The organism is Desulfofundulus salinus, from assembly GCF_003627965.1.
In the GTDB taxonomy this organism is placed as follows: domain Bacteria; phylum Bacillota; class Desulfotomaculia; order Desulfotomaculales; family Desulfovirgulaceae; genus Desulfofundulus; species Desulfofundulus salinus.
In genome coordinates this window covers 442,436-457,094 of record NZ_RBWE01000001.1, presented here as the reverse complement: position 1 = coordinate 457,094, position 14,659 = coordinate 442,436, and the positions used below count along the sequence as shown (strand labels likewise).

Here is a 14,659-nt window from a genome sequence, read left to right as displayed (position 1 = left end):
CTTCCCGTGGTCAACGTGTCCAATCGTCCCAACGTTTACGTGGGGTTTGGTCCGCTCAAATTTGGCCTTGGCCATGACATTAGATCCTCCTTGTCCAGCATATAGTTTTGTAGGCAGCAAATGTGGGTGCGGCCTTTATCCCCGCCGCCGGGCAATAATAGCTTCGGCCATAGACGGAGGTACTTCCTCGTAGTGACTGAACTGCATGGTATAGGTACCACGCCCCTGGGTGCGCGAACGCAGATCCGTGGCGTAGCCGAACATCTCGGCCAGGGGGACATATGCATGGATCACCTGCGCATTGCCCCGCCGCTCCATCTCCTCGATGCGTCCGCGGCGGGCGTTAAGGTCCCCAATTACATCCCCCATGTACTCCTCCATGACCACCACTTCTACCTTCATGATCGGTTCCAGCAGCACCGGTTTGGCCTTTTGCGCCCCGTTTTTGAAGGCGATGGAACCGGCAATCTTAAAGGCCATTTCCGAGGAGTCCACTTCATGGTAGGAGCCGTCCACCAGGGTAACCCGCACATCCACTACCGGGTACCCGGCCAGGACACCGTTTTCCATTGCTTCCTTAACGCCGGCATCAATGGCCGGGATGTATTCCTTGGGCACTACACCACCGACAATCTTGCTGACAAACTCGTAACCGGCGCCCCGCTCCAAAGGCTCGATTTCCAGGACCACATGGCCGTACTGGCCGCGGCCGCCGGTCTGCCGGATAAACTTGCCTTCGGCCTCGACCTTTTCCCTGATGGTCTCCTTGTAGGCCACCTGGGGGCGTCCTACATTGGCCTCGACCTTGAACTCCCGCATCAGGCGGTCGACGATAATCTCCAGGTGCAGCTCGCCCATGCCGGAAATAATGGTCTGCCCCGTTTCCGGATCGGTATGCATCCTGAAGGTAGGATCCTCCTCGGCCAGTTTGGAGAGAGCCACGCCCATTTTGTCCTGGTCGGCCTTGGTCTTGGGCTCGATGGCCACGGAAATCACTGGCTCGGGGAAATCCATGGACTCCAGGACGATGGGGTGTTTTTCATCGCACAGGGTATCCCCCGTGGTGGTTTCCTTTAAGCCCACCGCGGCCACAATGTCCCCGGCATAAGCCTCATCTATTTCCTCCCGGTGGTTGGCATGCATGCGCAAAATGCGCCCGATGCGTTCCCGCCGGCTTTTGGTGGAATTATAAACATATGAACCAGAAGTTACCTTCCCTGAGTATACCCGGAAAAAGGTCAGTTTACCCACATAGGGATCGGCCATGATCTTAAAGGCCAGGGCCGAAAATGGTTCATCGTCCCTGGCCACCCGCTTATCCTCCACCCCGGTTTCGGGGTTGAGACCTCGGATGGCCGGTATGTCCGTCGGTGCCGGAAGGAAATCAACAATGGCATCCAAAAGGGGCTGTACGCCTTTGTTTTTGAAGGAGGAGCCGCACAGCACCGGGATCATCTTCACCGCCAGAGTCGCTTTACGGATGCCCCGCTTGATCTCCTCTTCGGTCAGTTCTTCACCTTCCAGGTACTTGATCATCAATTCCTCATCGGACTCGGCCACTGCTTCCAAAAGCTTTTCCCGGTATTCGGCCACCAGCTCGCGCATTTCCTCCGGGATGGCCGTCTCCTTGCTGCGCGTACCCAGATCATCAACATAAATAATGGCTTTGTTGCGAATCAGATCTACCACACCGACAAAGCTATCCTCGGCGCCAATGGGCAACTGGATCGCCACCGGGTTGGCGCCCAGCCGCTCCCGGATCATGGCCATGCTGCGGAAGAAATCCGCGCCGACCCGGTCCATCTTATTAATGTAAGCAATCCGTGGTACACCGTACTTGTCGGCCTGGCGCCACACGGTCTCCGACTGGGGCTCCACGCCGCCCACGGAACAGAAGATGGCCACGGCCCCATCAAGCACCCGCAGGGAGCGTTCTACTTCTACGGTAAAGTCCACGTGCCCAGGCGTATCGATGATGTTAATACAATGATCCCGCCACTGGCAGCTGGTAGCAGCAGAGGTAATGGTAATGCCCCGTTCCTGCTCCTGCACCATCCAGTCCATGGTGGCAGCCCCATCATGCACCTCACCCATTTTGTGCACACGACCGGTATAAAAAAGAATGCGTTCGGTGGTGGTGGTCTTGCCGGCATCAATGTGGGCCATTATGCCGATGTTACGTGTTCTTTCCAGTGGAAATTGCCGTGCCATATTTTCACCCCCTTACCACCGGTAATGGGCAAAGGCCTTGTTGGCTTCCGCCATCTTGTGGGTGTCTTCCTTTTTCTTCACCGCCCCACCTGTATTATTGGCGGCATCCATAATTTCCGCAGCCAGCTTTTCTTCCATGCTCTTGCCGCCGCGTTGCCGGGCATACTGGGTAATCCAGCGGATACCCAGGGTCTGCCGCCGCTCGGGCCGGACTTCCACGGGCACCTGGTAGTTGGCACCCCCTACCCGGCGGGCCTTTACCTCCAGCACGGGCATAACATTTTTCATGGCCTGCTCAAAAACCTCAAGCGGGTCTCTGCCGGTTTTTTCCCGGATGATATCAAAGGCCTTGTAACATATGCGTTCGGCTATGCTCTTCTTGCCTTTGAGCATAACCTGGTTGATCAGCTTGGTGACCACCTTGCTGTTGTAGATGGGGTCCGGCGGCACATCTCGCTTGGCTACTGCGCCTCTCCTGGGCATTTTCTACCCCCCTTTAAACGAAAGTATAACCCTTCCTGCCAAACTTAAAACTACCGGCCCAACCGGCCGGCGGTAATTATTTCTTCGGGCGCTTGGCGCCATACTTGGAACGGCCCCGGTTGCGGTTCTGCACACCAGCACAATCCAGGGCACCCCTGATAATATGGTAACGGACACCGGGCAGGTCCTTCACCCGGCCGCCCCGCACTAACACCACCGAGTGTTCCTGTAGATTATGCCCGATCCCCGGAATGTAGGAGGTTACCTCAATCCCGTTGGTAAGTCTTACCCGCGCCACCTTGCGCAGGGCAGAGTTAGGCTTTTTCGGGGTTGTCGTGTAAACCCTGGTGCATACTCCCCGCTTCTGTGGGCTTCCCTTTAGCGCGGGGGCTGAAGACTTGTGGGTCACCTTCTCCCGGCCCTTGCGGACCAGCTGGCTGATGGTCGGCATGCTGCTACACCTCCTTCCTCCAGATTATCGGACATAATCATGGCCACCCCTGTTGAAGCGGCGGTTAATCTTCGATAACCGCCGCCGAGGCACAACCCACTTCGATGTTGCAGGCTTTGCCCAGTTGGGACATGGAATCGACCTCAATAAGGGGTATGTCTTTGGCGCGACAGGCCTGGATAATGGGATCAATGACATGCCGTTCTGCGTTCATGGCCACGTAAACTACTTTAGCCTGCCCCCGATTAATGGCTTTCATGGTTTGCTTGGAACCCACCATCTTCTTGCGGGCATTGGACAACCGGGCCAAGGGCATGAGCTCTCCCCCCAGAGAAATCCAGACACTCTCATATCTTAACATCAGTCGCGAACGTTGTCAATATTTTCGTAAGCAGGCGCCGCAGCTACAGGTTCCAGATCTTCCTGCCGGTCTTCGCCCCCGGCTTCCACCAGCTGAATGTTGCGGTAGCGGCTCATGCCCGTACCGGCCGGCACCAGCTTACCGATAATAACGTTCTCCTTCAACCCCATCAGGGGATCCACTTTGCCTTTAATGGCCGCTTCGGTCAACACCCGGGTGGTTTCCTGGAAGGATGCAGCCGAGAGGAACGAATCGGTGGCCAGGGAAGCCTTGGTTATCCCCAGGAGCACCGGCCGAGCCACGGCTTCCTTGCCGCCCTGCTCTCTGATCCGGCGGTTTTCGTCCTCCAGCTCAAACTTGTCGATCACCCCGCCGGGTAGCAGGTCCGTATCCCCGGGATCCTCCACTTTGACCTTGCGCAGCATCTGGCGGATCATTACTTCTATATGTTTATCGTTGATATCCACCCCCTGCAGGCGGTAGACACGCTGAACCTCGTGCAGCAGGTAGGTATAGACGCCGTGCAATCCCTTAATCTTTAGCAGGTCATGGGGGTTAATGGAACCCTCGGTCAGCTCATCCCCGGCGGCCACCCGGTCCCCGGCACTGACCTTGAGCCGGGCGCCGTAGGGAATCTGATAGGTGTATTTTTCACCGCTGTCGGTGGTGATCTCCACCTCCCGGCGTCCTTTAACCTCCCGCACGTCCACCACGCCGTCGGCTTCGGCAATGACTGCCTGCCCCTTAGGGCGCCGGGCCTCAAAGAGCTCTTCGACCCGGGGCAGACCCTGGGTGATGTCGTCCCCGGCCACGCCGCCGGTGTGGAAGGTGCGCATGGTCAACTGGGTACCCGGCTCGCCAATGGACTGGGCCGCGATAATACCCACGGCCTCGCCGATGTCCACGATCCGCCCGGTGGCCAGGTTGCGGCCGTAGCATTTCACGCACACGCCGTAGCGGGTTTTACAGGTAATTACCGAGCGGATCCACACTTCTTTAATGCCAGCGTTGACGATGGCTTTGGCCCGTTCTTCGTCGATCTCTTCTTCTGCCCGCACCAGCACTTCGCCGGTCTCGGGATGGACGATATCGTTTAAGGCCACCCGACCCACCAGGCGATCCTCTAGCTTTTCAATTACTTCCGTGCCGTCCTTAATTTCCTGCACCAGGATGCCTTCATCTGTGCCGCAATCCTCTTCCCGGACGATGACATCCTGGGCCACGTCCACCAGGCGCCGGGTCAGGTAGCCGGAGTCGGCGGTGCGCAGGGCGGTATCGGCCAGACCCTTGCGGGCACCGTGGGTGGAAATAAAGTATTCCAGCACGGCCAGCCCTTCCCGGAAGTTGGCTTTAATGGGCACGGGGATAATCCGGCCGGAGGGGTCGGCCATGAGTCCCCGCATACCGGCCAGCTGGCGAATCTGCTGGATGTTACCCCGGGCACCGGAATTGGCCATCATGTACACGGGATTGAATTTATCCAGGATATTCAACAGGGCCCTGGTTACCTTGTCGGTGGCCTCGTTCCAGATGGTGATGATCTTGCGGTAACGCTCCTCCTCGGTGATCAACCCCCGGCGGTACTGGGTTTCCACCGTTTCCACCTGCTTTTCCGCATCCGCCAGGATTTCCTTTTTCTCCGGGGGAATAATGATGTCGGAAGTACTGATGGTGATTCCGGCCCTGGTTGCAAAATGGAAACCGAGTTTTTTAATGCCGTCCAGCATGGTGGCCGTGGCTGAATACCCCAGCTTGCGGTAACAATCGTCCACCAGCTGCACCAGGCTCTTCTTGTCCATCACAGTGTTCAAATAGCCCAGTTCATCGGGGACCACTTCATTAAAAATGATCCTGCCCACGGTGGTTTCCAGCCGCTCCCCGTTGGGCTGGCGCACCTGAACCCGTGCCTGCAGGCTCACGGCCCCGTTGTAATAGGCCATGATGGCTTCCTCGTAATCCTTGAAGACCTTCCCCTCACCGGGGGCGCCGGGTTTTTCCATGGTCAGGTAGTAGCAACCCAGGACCATGTCCTGCGTGGGAATGGCCACGGGACGGCCGTCCTTGGGGTTCAATATGTTGTGGGCCGAAAGCATGAGTAACCGGGCCTCGGCCTGGGCCTCGGCAGACAGGGGCACGTGCACAGCCATCTGGTCGCCGTCGAAATCGGCGTTATAGGCCGTGCAGACCATGGGGTGGATCTGGATGGCCCGGCCCTCCACCAGGACGGGCTCAAAGGCCTGAATACCCAGCCGGTGCAGCGTGGGTGCACGGTTCAAGAGCACCGGGTGCTCCTTGATCACTTCCTCCAGGACGTCCCAAACTTCCGGGCGCACCCGTTCCACCATACGCTTGGCGCTTTTGATGTTATGGGCATAGCCCTTGTTCACCAATTGCTTCATCACAAAGGGTTTGAACAGCTCCAGGGCCATTTCCTTGGGCAGTCCGCATTGATGCAGTTTTAAGGTAGGGCCGACCACAATCACCGAACGGCCGGAATAGTCCACCCGCTTGCCCAGGAGGTTCTGGCGGAAACGCCCCTGCTTGCCTTTGAGCATGTCGCTCAACGATTTCAGGGGCCGGTTGCCCGGGCCGGTAACGGGACGCCCCCGGCGGCCGTTATCAATGAGGGCATCCACGGCTTCCTGGAGCATGCGCTTTTCGTTCCGGACGATAATATCGGGAGCTCCCAGATCCAGAAGGCGCTTCAGCCGGTTGTTCCGGTTAATCACCCGCCGGTACAGGTCATTTAAGTCCGAGGTGGCAAAGCGGCCCCCGTCAAGCTGGACCATGGGGCGCAGTTCCGGGGGAATAACCGGGATAACGTCTAAGATCATCCATTCCGGCCGGTTGCCGGATTTGCGGAAAGCTTCCACCACTTCCAGGCGGCGAATGGCCCTCACCCGGCGCTGACCGCTGACCTCCTTGAGCTCCTGGCGCAGTTCCCGGCTCATTTCATCCAGATCGATTTCGGCCAGGAGCTCCTTGATCGCCTCGGCACCCATCCCCGCCTTAAAGGCATTGCCGTATTTCTCCCGGTACTCCCGGTATTCCGTTTCCGTAAGCAACTGCTTTTTAATCAGGGGAGTGTTGCCGGGATCTATGACAATATATGAAACAAAGTAAAGAACTTTTTCCAGCGCGCGGGGCGACATATCTAAAAGCAGGCCCATGCGGCTGGGAATGCCTTTAAAATACCAGACGTGGGACACGGGGGCGGCCAGTTCAATATGCCCCAGGCGTTCCCGGCGTACCTTCGAGCGCGTAACCTCCACGCCACAGCGATCGCAAACCACGCCCTTGTAGCGTACCCGCTTGTATTTGCCGCAATGGCACTCCCAGTCCCTGGTAGGACCGAAAATGCGCTCGCAAAAAAGACCGTCCCGCTCCGGTTTCAGTGTCCGGTAGTTAATTGTCTCCGGCTTTTTAACCTCGCCGCTGGACCACTGGCGGATCTGGTCCGAGGATGCCAAACCAATGCGGATGCGGTCAAAGTTGTTCAAATCCAGCAAAGGATCCCTCTCCCTTCGCTAAGAATATCGCCGGTTCTATCAGGCTTGCAAAACCGCCCCAGGGCAGCCGTGTAAATCTGTTATGACATGGATGCGGCAACACATGTAGCAATCACTGGTAACGATCCGGTTCCGTGTCCTCATCATCCAGGTCCAGGACGTCATCGGGCAAATCGCCCGGGTAGTCCTCCTCTTCATATTCCTCCCGTTCTTCCTCGACCTCCGCCTCGGAATCATAACCCTTTTCCGGCGACGGCTCCTCGGCATGAATATCGAGGCCGAGATCCCGGGCCGTTTCCTGCATGTCTTCCTCCACTTCCTTGATCTCGATCTCCTCGTCATCCTCCGAAAGAACCTTCACGTCCAGCCCCAGGCTCTGCAGCTCCTTGATCAAAACCTTGAAGGACTCGGGAACACCCGGTTCGGGCACGTTTTCACCCTTTACAATGGCCTCGTAGGTCTTCACCCGGCCCACCACATCGTCGGATTTAACCGTGAGGATCTCCTGCAGGGTATAGGCCGCACCGTAGGCCTCCAGCGCCCAAACCTCCATTTCGCCGAAGCGCTGGCCGCCGAACTGGGCCTTACCGCCCAGGGGCTGCTGTGTAACCAGGGAATAAGGGCCGGTGGAACGGGCGTGGATCTTGTCGTCCACCAGGTGGGCCAGTTTTAACATGTAAAGGTAGCCCACGGTAATCGGGTTGTCGAAGGGCTCTCCCGTGCGCCCGTCGTAAAGGGTTATTTTACCGTCCCTGGGAAGGCCCGCTTTTTCCAAAAATTCCAGAATATCCTCTTCCGTAGCGCCGTTAAACACCGGTGTCGAGACATGGTAGTCCAGCACCTTGGCCGCCCAGCCCAGGTGGGTTTCCAGCACCTGGCCCAGGTTCATCCGGGAGGGCACACCCAACGGGTTTAAGACGATCTCCACCGGCGTACCGTCGGGAAGAAAGGGCATGTCCTCTTCCGGCAGGATCCGGGCAATAACACCCTTGTTCCCGTGGCGGCCCGCCATTTTATCGCCCTCGGAAATCTTGCGCTTCTGGGCCACATACACTCTGACCAGCTGGTTAACCCCGGGGGGAAGCTCGTCGCCTTTCTCCCGGGAAAATACTTTGACATCCACTACTTTGCCCGATTCGCCGTGGGGCACCCGTAAAGAGGTATCCCGCACTTCCCGGGCCTTTTCGCCAAAGATGGCCCGCAGCAGGCGCTCTTCGGCGGTGAGCTCGGTTTCTCCCTTTGGCGTGACCTTGCCGACCAGAATATCCCCGGGGCGCACCTCCGCTCCCACCCGGATAATTCCCCGCTCGTCCAGGTCTTTTAAGATCTCCTCGCCCACGTTGGGAATATCCCTGGTGATTTCCTCAGGACCGAGCTTGGTATCCCGGGCGTCGCATTCATACTCTTCTATGTGAATGGAAGTAAAGTAGTCTTCCTTGACCAGCTTTTCGCTCACCAGGATGGCGTCCTCGTAGTTGTAACCTTCCCAGGGCATAAAGGCTACCAGTACGTTGCGGCCCAGGGCCAGTTCCCCACGGTCGGTGGAAGGGCCATCGGCAATTACCTGGCCGGCCTCGACCCGGTCGCCTTTATACACAATGGGCTTTTGATTAATGCAGGTGCCCTGGTTGGAACGGGCAAACTTGATCAGCTTGTAAGTATCCAAAGTGCCCTTATCGTTGCGGATCACGATCTCGGTGGCCGTTACCCGCTCCACCACGCCGCTGTTTTTGGCAATAACCACCACCCCGGAATCCCGGGCGGCTTTATACTCCAGCCCCGTACCCACCAGGGGTGCTTGAGCCTTAATCAACGGCACGGCCTGACGCTGCATGTTGGCGCCCATCAACGCCCGGTTAGCGTCATCGTGCTCAAGGAAGGGAATCAAGGAGGTGGCCACGCTGAAGACCTGCTTGGGCGAAACGTCCATGTAGTCGACCTTGTCCGTGGGCACCACCAGAATCTCATGGCCGTGGCGGGCATTCACCCGCTCATCCAGAAAATAGCCATTTTCATCCAGGGGCACGTTGGCCTGGGCAATGACCAGATCCTCTTCCTCGTCGGCCGTGAGGTAGACGATCTCGTCGGTAACCCGCCGCTCTTCCTTGTTCACCTTGCGGTAGGGCGTTTCAATAAAGCCAAAATGATTGATCCGGGCATAGCAGGACAAAGAACCAATCAGACCGATGTTGGGACCTTCCGGGGTCTCTATGGGACACATACGGCCGTAGTGGGAATGGTGCACGTCCCGCACCTCGAAGCCTGCCCTCTCCCGGCTCAATCCACCCGGTCCCAGGGCCGAAAGACGCCGCTTATGGGTCAACTCGGCCAGGGGATTCGTCTGGTCCATGAACTGGGAAAGCTGGCTGGAGCCAAAAAATTCCTTGATGGCCGCCACCACAGGCCGGATGTTAATCAACACCTGGGGGGTGATGACATCCACGTCCTGGATGGTCATCCTTTCCCGCACCACCCGTTCCATGCGGGACAAACCAATGCGGAACTGGTTCTGCAAGAGCTCCCCCACCGAACGCAGGCGCCGGTTGCCCAGGTGGTCGATGTCATCCACCTGGCCTTCCCCGTCCATTAAACGAAGCAGGTATTTAACGGTGGCAATAATATCCCCGGGGGTCAGCTCCCGGATAAATTCCCGGTTTTTGGGCACCTCCCTGTTCAGGTAACGGTCCCACTCCGTAGGCCCCTGACCGTCATCTTTAAAACGGTAGAGCACATCATGCTTTAACTTCTTCCATATTTTATAACGGCCCACATTGGCCAGGTCGTAGCGCTTGGGATCAAAGAACAGCGAATGGAGCAGAGAGCGGGCGCTCTCCACCGTGGGGGGTTCACCGGGCCGCAGCCGTTTATAAATTTCCACCAGGGCTTCCTCTTCGGAATCAGTGTTATCCCTGGTCAGGGTTTCCTGGATATATTTATTTCCGTCAAACAGGTCAATGATCATCACATTGGACCCGTAGCCCAGGGCACGTACCAGGACGGTAACCGGAATCTTGCGGGTGCGGTCAACGCGTACGAAGACATGGTCGTTGACATCGGTTTCAAATTCCAGCCATGCCCCCCGGTTGGGGATAATGGTGGCCGTGTAGATTTTCTTGCCGCTGGGATCAAGTTGCTCGGCAAAGTAAACCCCGGGGGAACGCACCAGCTGGCTGACAATCACCCGTTCCGCGCCATTGATGATAAAGGTGCCTTTCTCGGTCATGAGGGGGAAGTCGCCCATGAAGACTTCCTGCTCCTTGACCTCTCCCGTCTCTTTATTTATCAGGCGCACCTTTACCCTTAAGGGTGCCGCATAGGTGACGTCCCGTTCTTTGCACTCTTCGACGGAGTACTTGGGTTCACCAAGGGTATAGTCCAGGAACTCAAGCACCAGATTGCCGGTAAAATCCTGGATGGGCGAAACATCCTGGAATACCTCGCGCAAACCCTCCCGCAAAAACCAGTCGTAGGAGTTGCGCTGCACTTCAATCAGGTTGGGCAGATCCAAAACTTCCTGGAGTTTGCCGAAACTCCACCTGGTCCTGGTCCCGGCATTTGCAGTATTCATTGAGAGCCTCACACCCCCCAAAATTAAAAAACAACGAAAAGCAAGGTTTTTTAAGAAAACCTCGCTTTCCTACGAAATCATAAAAAAGCTATGCCAGGATATTATTTCCGCAAAAGCGATCATTCATACGTATACGTATAAAGACGGCTCCCGGTCCATGCATATATATGGACGTTTAGGAATAATAGCACATTCCCACTGGATTGTCAAGGGGTGACGTCCTCTAAAATGCGGTGAAGCCAGGGATACGGCGCGGGCCACACTGATCATGCAGTGTGGCCCGCGGTGCTGCCAGAGCGGCACTTACTTGATTTCCACAGTGGCGCCCTGCTCTTCCAGCTTGGCCTTGATGGCCTCGGCCTCTTCCTTGCTGACCTTTTCCTTAATGGGTTTGGGAGCGTTATCCACCACTTCTTTGGCTTCTTTTAAGCCCAGGCCGGTGATCTCCCGCACCACCTTGATCACGTTGATCTTCTTGTCGCCAACGGCGGTCAGAATGACGTCAAATTCAGTTTGTTCTTCTTCGGCTGCCGGGGCGGCTGCAGGACCAGCAGCTACCGGGGCGGCGGCCACGGCCACGGGAGCGGCGGCGCTCACGCCAAACTCCTCTTCAAATTTTTTCACCAGTTCGGCCAGTTCTAATACGGTCAGGCCTTTTACGGCTTCCAGAATTTCGTTTACCTTGGACATTAATTTTTACCTCCTATCTCAAATCATGGTTTAAGTTCAGGCAATTTTTTTAGGTAGTAGCTTCTCCGGCCTTTTGTTTACGGATGGCTTCCAGCACATAGACCAGGTTACGCAAGAGGCCCTGCAATGCGCCGGCGAAACCGTACAGGGGGGCTTGCATGCCACCCGCCACCTTGGCCAGCAGGACCTCCCGGGAGGGCAGGTCGGCCAGGCGGCGAACCCCTTCCACATCGATGACCTTGCCTTCCAGTATGCCGGCTTTTATTTCCAGTTGTTTGAACTCCCGGGCCAGCTCGGCAAGAACCTTGGCCGGGGCCACGGGATCCTCGTAACCAAAAGCAATGGCCGTGGGCCCCTCCAGATAAGGATCTAATCCCTCTAAACCCACCTCGTTGGCCGCCAGGCGGGTCAGGGTGTTTTTAGCCACCTTTAGCTCACTACCCGACTCCCTGAGACGCCGGCGCACTTTGGTCATGGATGCTACATCAAGACCGCGAAAGTTGGTCAGAACGGCTGCTTTGCTGTTCCGAAACTTCTCCGTCAATTCCGCCAGTATGGCTTGTTTTTCTTCCCTGGTAGGCATAAACCGGTGCACCTCCTTTCCGCGGGTTGAAAAAACTTAAGGGCAGGCACCTGTAGCACAAAAAGACACAGGGCCTGCCCTGATAAACAAACGGCAGGTAGCTAAACCCCGGCCTCGGTTGGCGGCAGATGCCATTAAGTACAGGACACCAACTGTCTACAGCTAGGTATGGTTATAAGGTTTTGATGTAGTGTGCTTAAAAGCGTGTTTGGGCGCGGCGTTATCCTCAGGCGGTAACCTTCAGGTGGTTAACCTTTACTCCCGGCCCCATGGTGGAGGAAACAGTGATACCCTTGATGTACTGGCCTTTTGCAGCGGCCGGCTTGACCCGAATCAACTGCTCCACCAGGGTGCGCAGGTTTTCGGTCAGCTTTTCCACGCCAAAGGACACTTTGCCGATAGGGGCGTGAATAATACCGGCTTTATCCACCCGGTATTCAATCTTACCTGCTTTCACTTCTTTAACCGCCTGGGCAACATCAAAGGTGACCGTACCCGTTTTGGGGTTGGGCATCAGACCCCGGGGGCCCAGAATCCGGCCCAGGCGGCCGACCAGACTCATCATGTCGGGGGTGGCAATGGCCACGTCAAAACCCAGCCATCCCTCTTGCTGGATCTTGGCCACCATATCCTCGGCCCCAACGAAATCCGCACCGGCCTCCTCGGCCTCCCTGGCTTTTTCCCCCTTGGCAAAGACCAGTACGGTCCGGGTCTTACCGGTGCCATGGGGCAGAACTACGGCACCCCTCACCTGCTGGTCGGCATGCCGGGGGTCTACACCCAGCTTTACGGCCACTTCCACCGTCTCGTCAAACCTGGCGGAAGCCATTTCTTTAACCAGAGCCAGGGCTTCGGCGGGATCGTAAAGCCTGGACCGATCCACCTTCTTGGCTGCATCTAAATACTTTTTGCCATGTCGCGGCATTTTTACCTTCCTCCTTTGTGGTGCAAACGGACTGGATCCTCCCACTGGCCGACACGGGCTTAGCCTTCCACTACTTCGATGCCCATGCTTCTGGCCGTTCCCTTAATCATGCGGATGGCAGCCTCGATATCATTGGCGTTGAGATCCTGCATCTTTGTTTCGGCAATCTCCCGCACTTTGGACAGGGGAATCCTGGCTACCTTTTTCCGGTTGGGTTCACCGGAGGCAGTCTCAATACCACAGGCCTTCTTCAGCAACACCGCAGCCGGCGGCGTCTTGCAAATAAAGGTGAAACTGCGATCCTCAAAAACGGTTATTTCCACCGGAATGATCAGACCGGCCTGAGCAGCCGTACGCTCGTTAAATTCTTTAACGAAGGCCATAATATTCACACCGTGTTGACCCAGGGCGGGACCAACCGGGGGTGCAGGGGTGGCTTTGCCTGCCGGGACTTGCAGCTTGATCACCGCAGCCACTCTTTTCGCCATTTGCTACGAACACCTCCTTGCCGTCGCTATATCTTTTCCACCTGGGAAAAATCCAATTCCACCGGAGTTTCCCGGCCAAACATGGAAATCATTACTTTGAGCTTTCCCTTATCCGAATCTATTTCTTCAATAATGCCCTCAAAGTTCTCAAAGGGACCGGAAGTAACCCGCACACGCTCCTTCACGTTCAGGTCCAGCCGCGGGCGCGGGGTATCGGACAAAGTCTTACCGATTATCTGCATGGCCTCTTCGTCGGTCAGGGGAATGGGCCTGGAGCCCGACCCGACAAAACCGGTCACGCCGGGGGTATTACGCACCACATACCAGGAATCGTCGGTCATGATCATCTCAACCAGCACATAACCGGGGTAAATCTTTTTCTTGGTGATTTTTTTCTTGCCGTCTTTTATCTCTACCTCGTCCTCCATAGGAACGAGGATACGGAAGATTTTTTCCTCCATGTTCATGGATTCGATCCGCTTTTCCAGGTTGGCCTTAACCTTATTCTCATACCCTGAATAGGTATGAACAACGTACCAGTGCTTTTCACCCTTTTCACTCATAAATACAAGGGACCTCAAGAAAACTTAAGGCCCCCCACCCCCTTGGCACTTATTTAATGATGAATTGCAGTAGCCGGCTTAAAAGCGAATCGAAAATCCAGATCAGGATGCCAACGATGGTGACGGCCACCAGCACCACACCAGTATACGTGACGACCTCCCGCCGGTTAGGCCAGTGAACCTTTTTCAGTTCGCTGTAAACTCCGCGAAAATACTTACTGACCTGCTCCAGGCGGTTCACTTTTTCCTTTTTTACAACGAGCCTTTTCTCGGGCTTCTTAACTGCCCTGGCTCCATCGCGAACCGCCACTTCATTTCGCGAACCGTCCCTTTTGATCAGCCCTCTCAAAGATGCCATATCAGCCACATCCTTAAAACTCTAATCGCAAGCCTGTCGCGGCGGGATACAATTAACGGGTTTCTTTGTGCAGGGTATGGGTATGACAGTACTTGCAGTATTTTTTCAATTCGATCCGGTTGGGATCATTTTTCTTGTTTTTTGTGGTGGTGTAGTTCCGGCGTTTGCATTCCGTGCAGGCCAGAGTAACACTAACCCGCATCCTGGCCACCTCCTAAACTAAAAAACACTTGCAAAAAACTCCCTGGAATTAACCTTATCCACTGTAACATAATTCCCGGGTAATGTCAATAGTAGTGACCCCTCTAAACAACAAGTGTAACCATAGCCCCACAAGCAAACCCATAAGCAATGAAGAAGGAATTGACAGGCAATTCCTTCTTCATCACTCGTTACTCGATAATCGAGGTGACCACGCCGGCTCCGACGGTACGACCACCTTCCCGAATGGCGAAGCGCAGCCCTTCCT

14 protein-coding genes are annotated in these 14,659 nt (G+C 56.1%); all 14 read right to left on the bottom strand.

The features are described 5' to 3' along the window. Window positions 1–135: 135 nt before the first annotated feature. A complete protein-coding gene (gene fusA / locus D7024_RS02325; protein ID WP_121450359.1) occupies window positions 136–2,211 on the bottom strand; it encodes an elongation factor G in 2,076 nt (691 codons plus the stop codon). Window positions 2,212–2,223: 12 nt separating this feature from the next. After that, complete coding sequence (gene rpsG / locus D7024_RS02320; protein WP_121450358.1) at window positions 2,224–2,694, bottom strand: 30S ribosomal protein S7; 471 nt, start codon at window positions 2,692–2,694, stop codon at window positions 2,224–2,226. A 76-nt stretch (window positions 2,695–2,770) separates the two neighbouring features. Beyond that, on the bottom strand, window positions 2,771–3,145 hold the full coding sequence (gene rpsL / locus D7024_RS02315) for a 30S ribosomal protein S12 (protein ID WP_072871211.1): 375 nt from the start codon (window positions 3,143–3,145) through the stop codon (window positions 2,771–2,773). Window positions 3,146–3,209: 64 nt separating this feature from the next. Beyond that, window positions 3,210–3,461, bottom strand: coding sequence for a L7Ae/L30e/S12e/Gadd45 family ribosomal protein (locus D7024_RS02310; RefSeq protein ID WP_165859242.1), 252 nt, complete (start codon window positions 3,459–3,461; stop codon window positions 3,210–3,212). Between the two features lie 44 nt (window positions 3,462–3,505). After that, window positions 3,506–7,015 (bottom strand): DNA-directed RNA polymerase subunit beta', encoded by a 3,510-nt coding sequence (gene rpoC, locus D7024_RS02305; protein ID WP_121450356.1) that lies wholly within the window; start codon window positions 7,013–7,015, stop codon window positions 3,506–3,508. A gap of 112 nt (window positions 7,016–7,127) precedes the next feature. After that, window positions 7,128–10,583 (bottom strand): DNA-directed RNA polymerase subunit beta, encoded by a 3,456-nt coding sequence (gene rpoB, locus D7024_RS02300; protein WP_121450355.1) that lies wholly within the window; start codon window positions 10,581–10,583, stop codon window positions 7,128–7,130. Between the two features lie 303 nt (window positions 10,584–10,886). Then, a complete protein-coding gene (gene rplL / locus D7024_RS02295; RefSeq protein ID WP_121450354.1) occupies window positions 10,887–11,273 on the bottom strand; it encodes a 50S ribosomal protein L7/L12 in 387 nt (128 codons plus the stop codon). Window positions 11,274–11,322: 49 nt separating this feature from the next. Then, entirely contained in the window at window positions 11,323–11,856 is a 534-nt protein-coding gene (gene rplJ / locus D7024_RS02290) for a 50S ribosomal protein L10 (RefSeq protein WP_121450353.1), read from the bottom strand. A gap of 226 nt (window positions 11,857–12,082) precedes the next feature. Beyond that, the gene (gene rplA, locus D7024_RS02285; protein WP_121450352.1) at window positions 12,083–12,781 is read right to left on the bottom strand and encodes a 50S ribosomal protein L1; all 699 of its coding nucleotides are present in this window, start codon (window positions 12,779–12,781) and stop codon (window positions 12,083–12,085) included. Between the two features lie 59 nt (window positions 12,782–12,840). After that, window positions 12,841–13,269: a 50S ribosomal protein L11 gene (rplK, locus tag D7024_RS02280; protein WP_013824075.1), complete on the bottom strand. Its 429-nt coding sequence runs from the start codon at window positions 13,267–13,269 to the stop codon at window positions 12,841–12,843. A 26-nt stretch (window positions 13,270–13,295) separates the two neighbouring features. Beyond that, window positions 13,296–13,832 carry a transcription termination/antitermination protein NusG gene (gene nusG, locus D7024_RS02275; RefSeq protein ID WP_121452426.1) on the bottom strand — a complete coding sequence of 179 codons (537 nt, stop codon included), beginning with the start codon at window positions 13,830–13,832 and terminating at the stop codon, window positions 13,296–13,298. Window positions 13,833–13,881: 49 nt separating this feature from the next. Next, on the bottom strand, window positions 13,882–14,190 hold the full coding sequence (secE, locus tag D7024_RS15065) for a preprotein translocase subunit SecE (RefSeq protein ID WP_243113664.1): 309 nt from the start codon (window positions 14,188–14,190) through the stop codon (window positions 13,882–13,884). Between the two features lie 52 nt (window positions 14,191–14,242). Then, complete coding sequence (gene rpmG / locus D7024_RS02265; RefSeq protein ID WP_121450351.1) at window positions 14,243–14,392, bottom strand: 50S ribosomal protein L33; 150 nt, start codon at window positions 14,390–14,392, stop codon at window positions 14,243–14,245. 190 nt (window positions 14,393–14,582) lie between these two features. Beyond that, on the bottom strand, window positions 14,583–14,651 hold the full coding sequence (locus D7024_RS02260; RefSeq protein ID WP_121452427.1) for an EF-Tu C-terminal domain-related protein: 69 nt from the start codon (window positions 14,649–14,651) through the stop codon (window positions 14,583–14,585). Window positions 14,652–14,659 lie beyond the last annotated feature (8 nt).

Coding starts and splice junctions, on each gene's coding strand:
- rpsG (WP_121450358.1), bottom strand. CDS start 2,694: ATGCCCAGGAGAGGCGCAGTAGCCAAGCGAGATGTGCCGCCGGACCCC.
- rplA (WP_121450352.1), bottom strand. CDS start 12,781: ATGCCGCGACATGGCAAAAAGTATTTAGATGCAGCCAAGAAGGTGGAT.
- rplK (WP_013824075.1), bottom strand. CDS start 13,269: ATGGCGAAAAGAGTGGCTGCGGTGATCAAGCTGCAAGTCCCGGCAGGC.
- rplL (WP_121450354.1), bottom strand. CDS start 11,273: ATGTCCAAGGTAAACGAAATTCTGGAAGCCGTAAAAGGCCTGACCGTA.
- nusG (WP_121452426.1), bottom strand. CDS start 13,832: ATGAGTGAAAAGGGTGAAAAGCACTGGTACGTTGTTCATACCTATTCA.
- rplJ (WP_121450353.1), bottom strand. CDS start 11,856: ATGCCTACCAGGGAAGAAAAACAAGCCATACTGGCGGAATTGACGGAG.
- D7024_RS02310 (WP_165859242.1), bottom strand. CDS start 3,461: ATGCCCTTGGCCCGGTTGTCCAATGCCCGCAAGAAGATGGTGGGTTCC.
- rpoB (WP_121450355.1), bottom strand. CDS start 10,583: ATGAATACTGCAAATGCCGGGACCAGGACCAGGTGGAGTTTCGGCAAA.
- fusA (WP_121450359.1), bottom strand. CDS start 2,211: ATGGCACGGCAATTTCCACTGGAAAGAACACGTAACATCGGCATAATG.
- secE (WP_243113664.1), bottom strand. CDS start 14,190: ATGGCATCTTTGAGAGGGCTGATCAAAAGGGACGGTTCGCGAAATGAA.
- rpmG (WP_121450351.1), bottom strand. CDS start 14,392: ATGCGGGTTAGTGTTACTCTGGCCTGCACGGAATGCAAACGCCGGAAC.
- rpsL (WP_072871211.1), bottom strand. CDS start 3,145: ATGCCGACCATCAGCCAGCTGGTCCGCAAGGGCCGGGAGAAGGTGACC.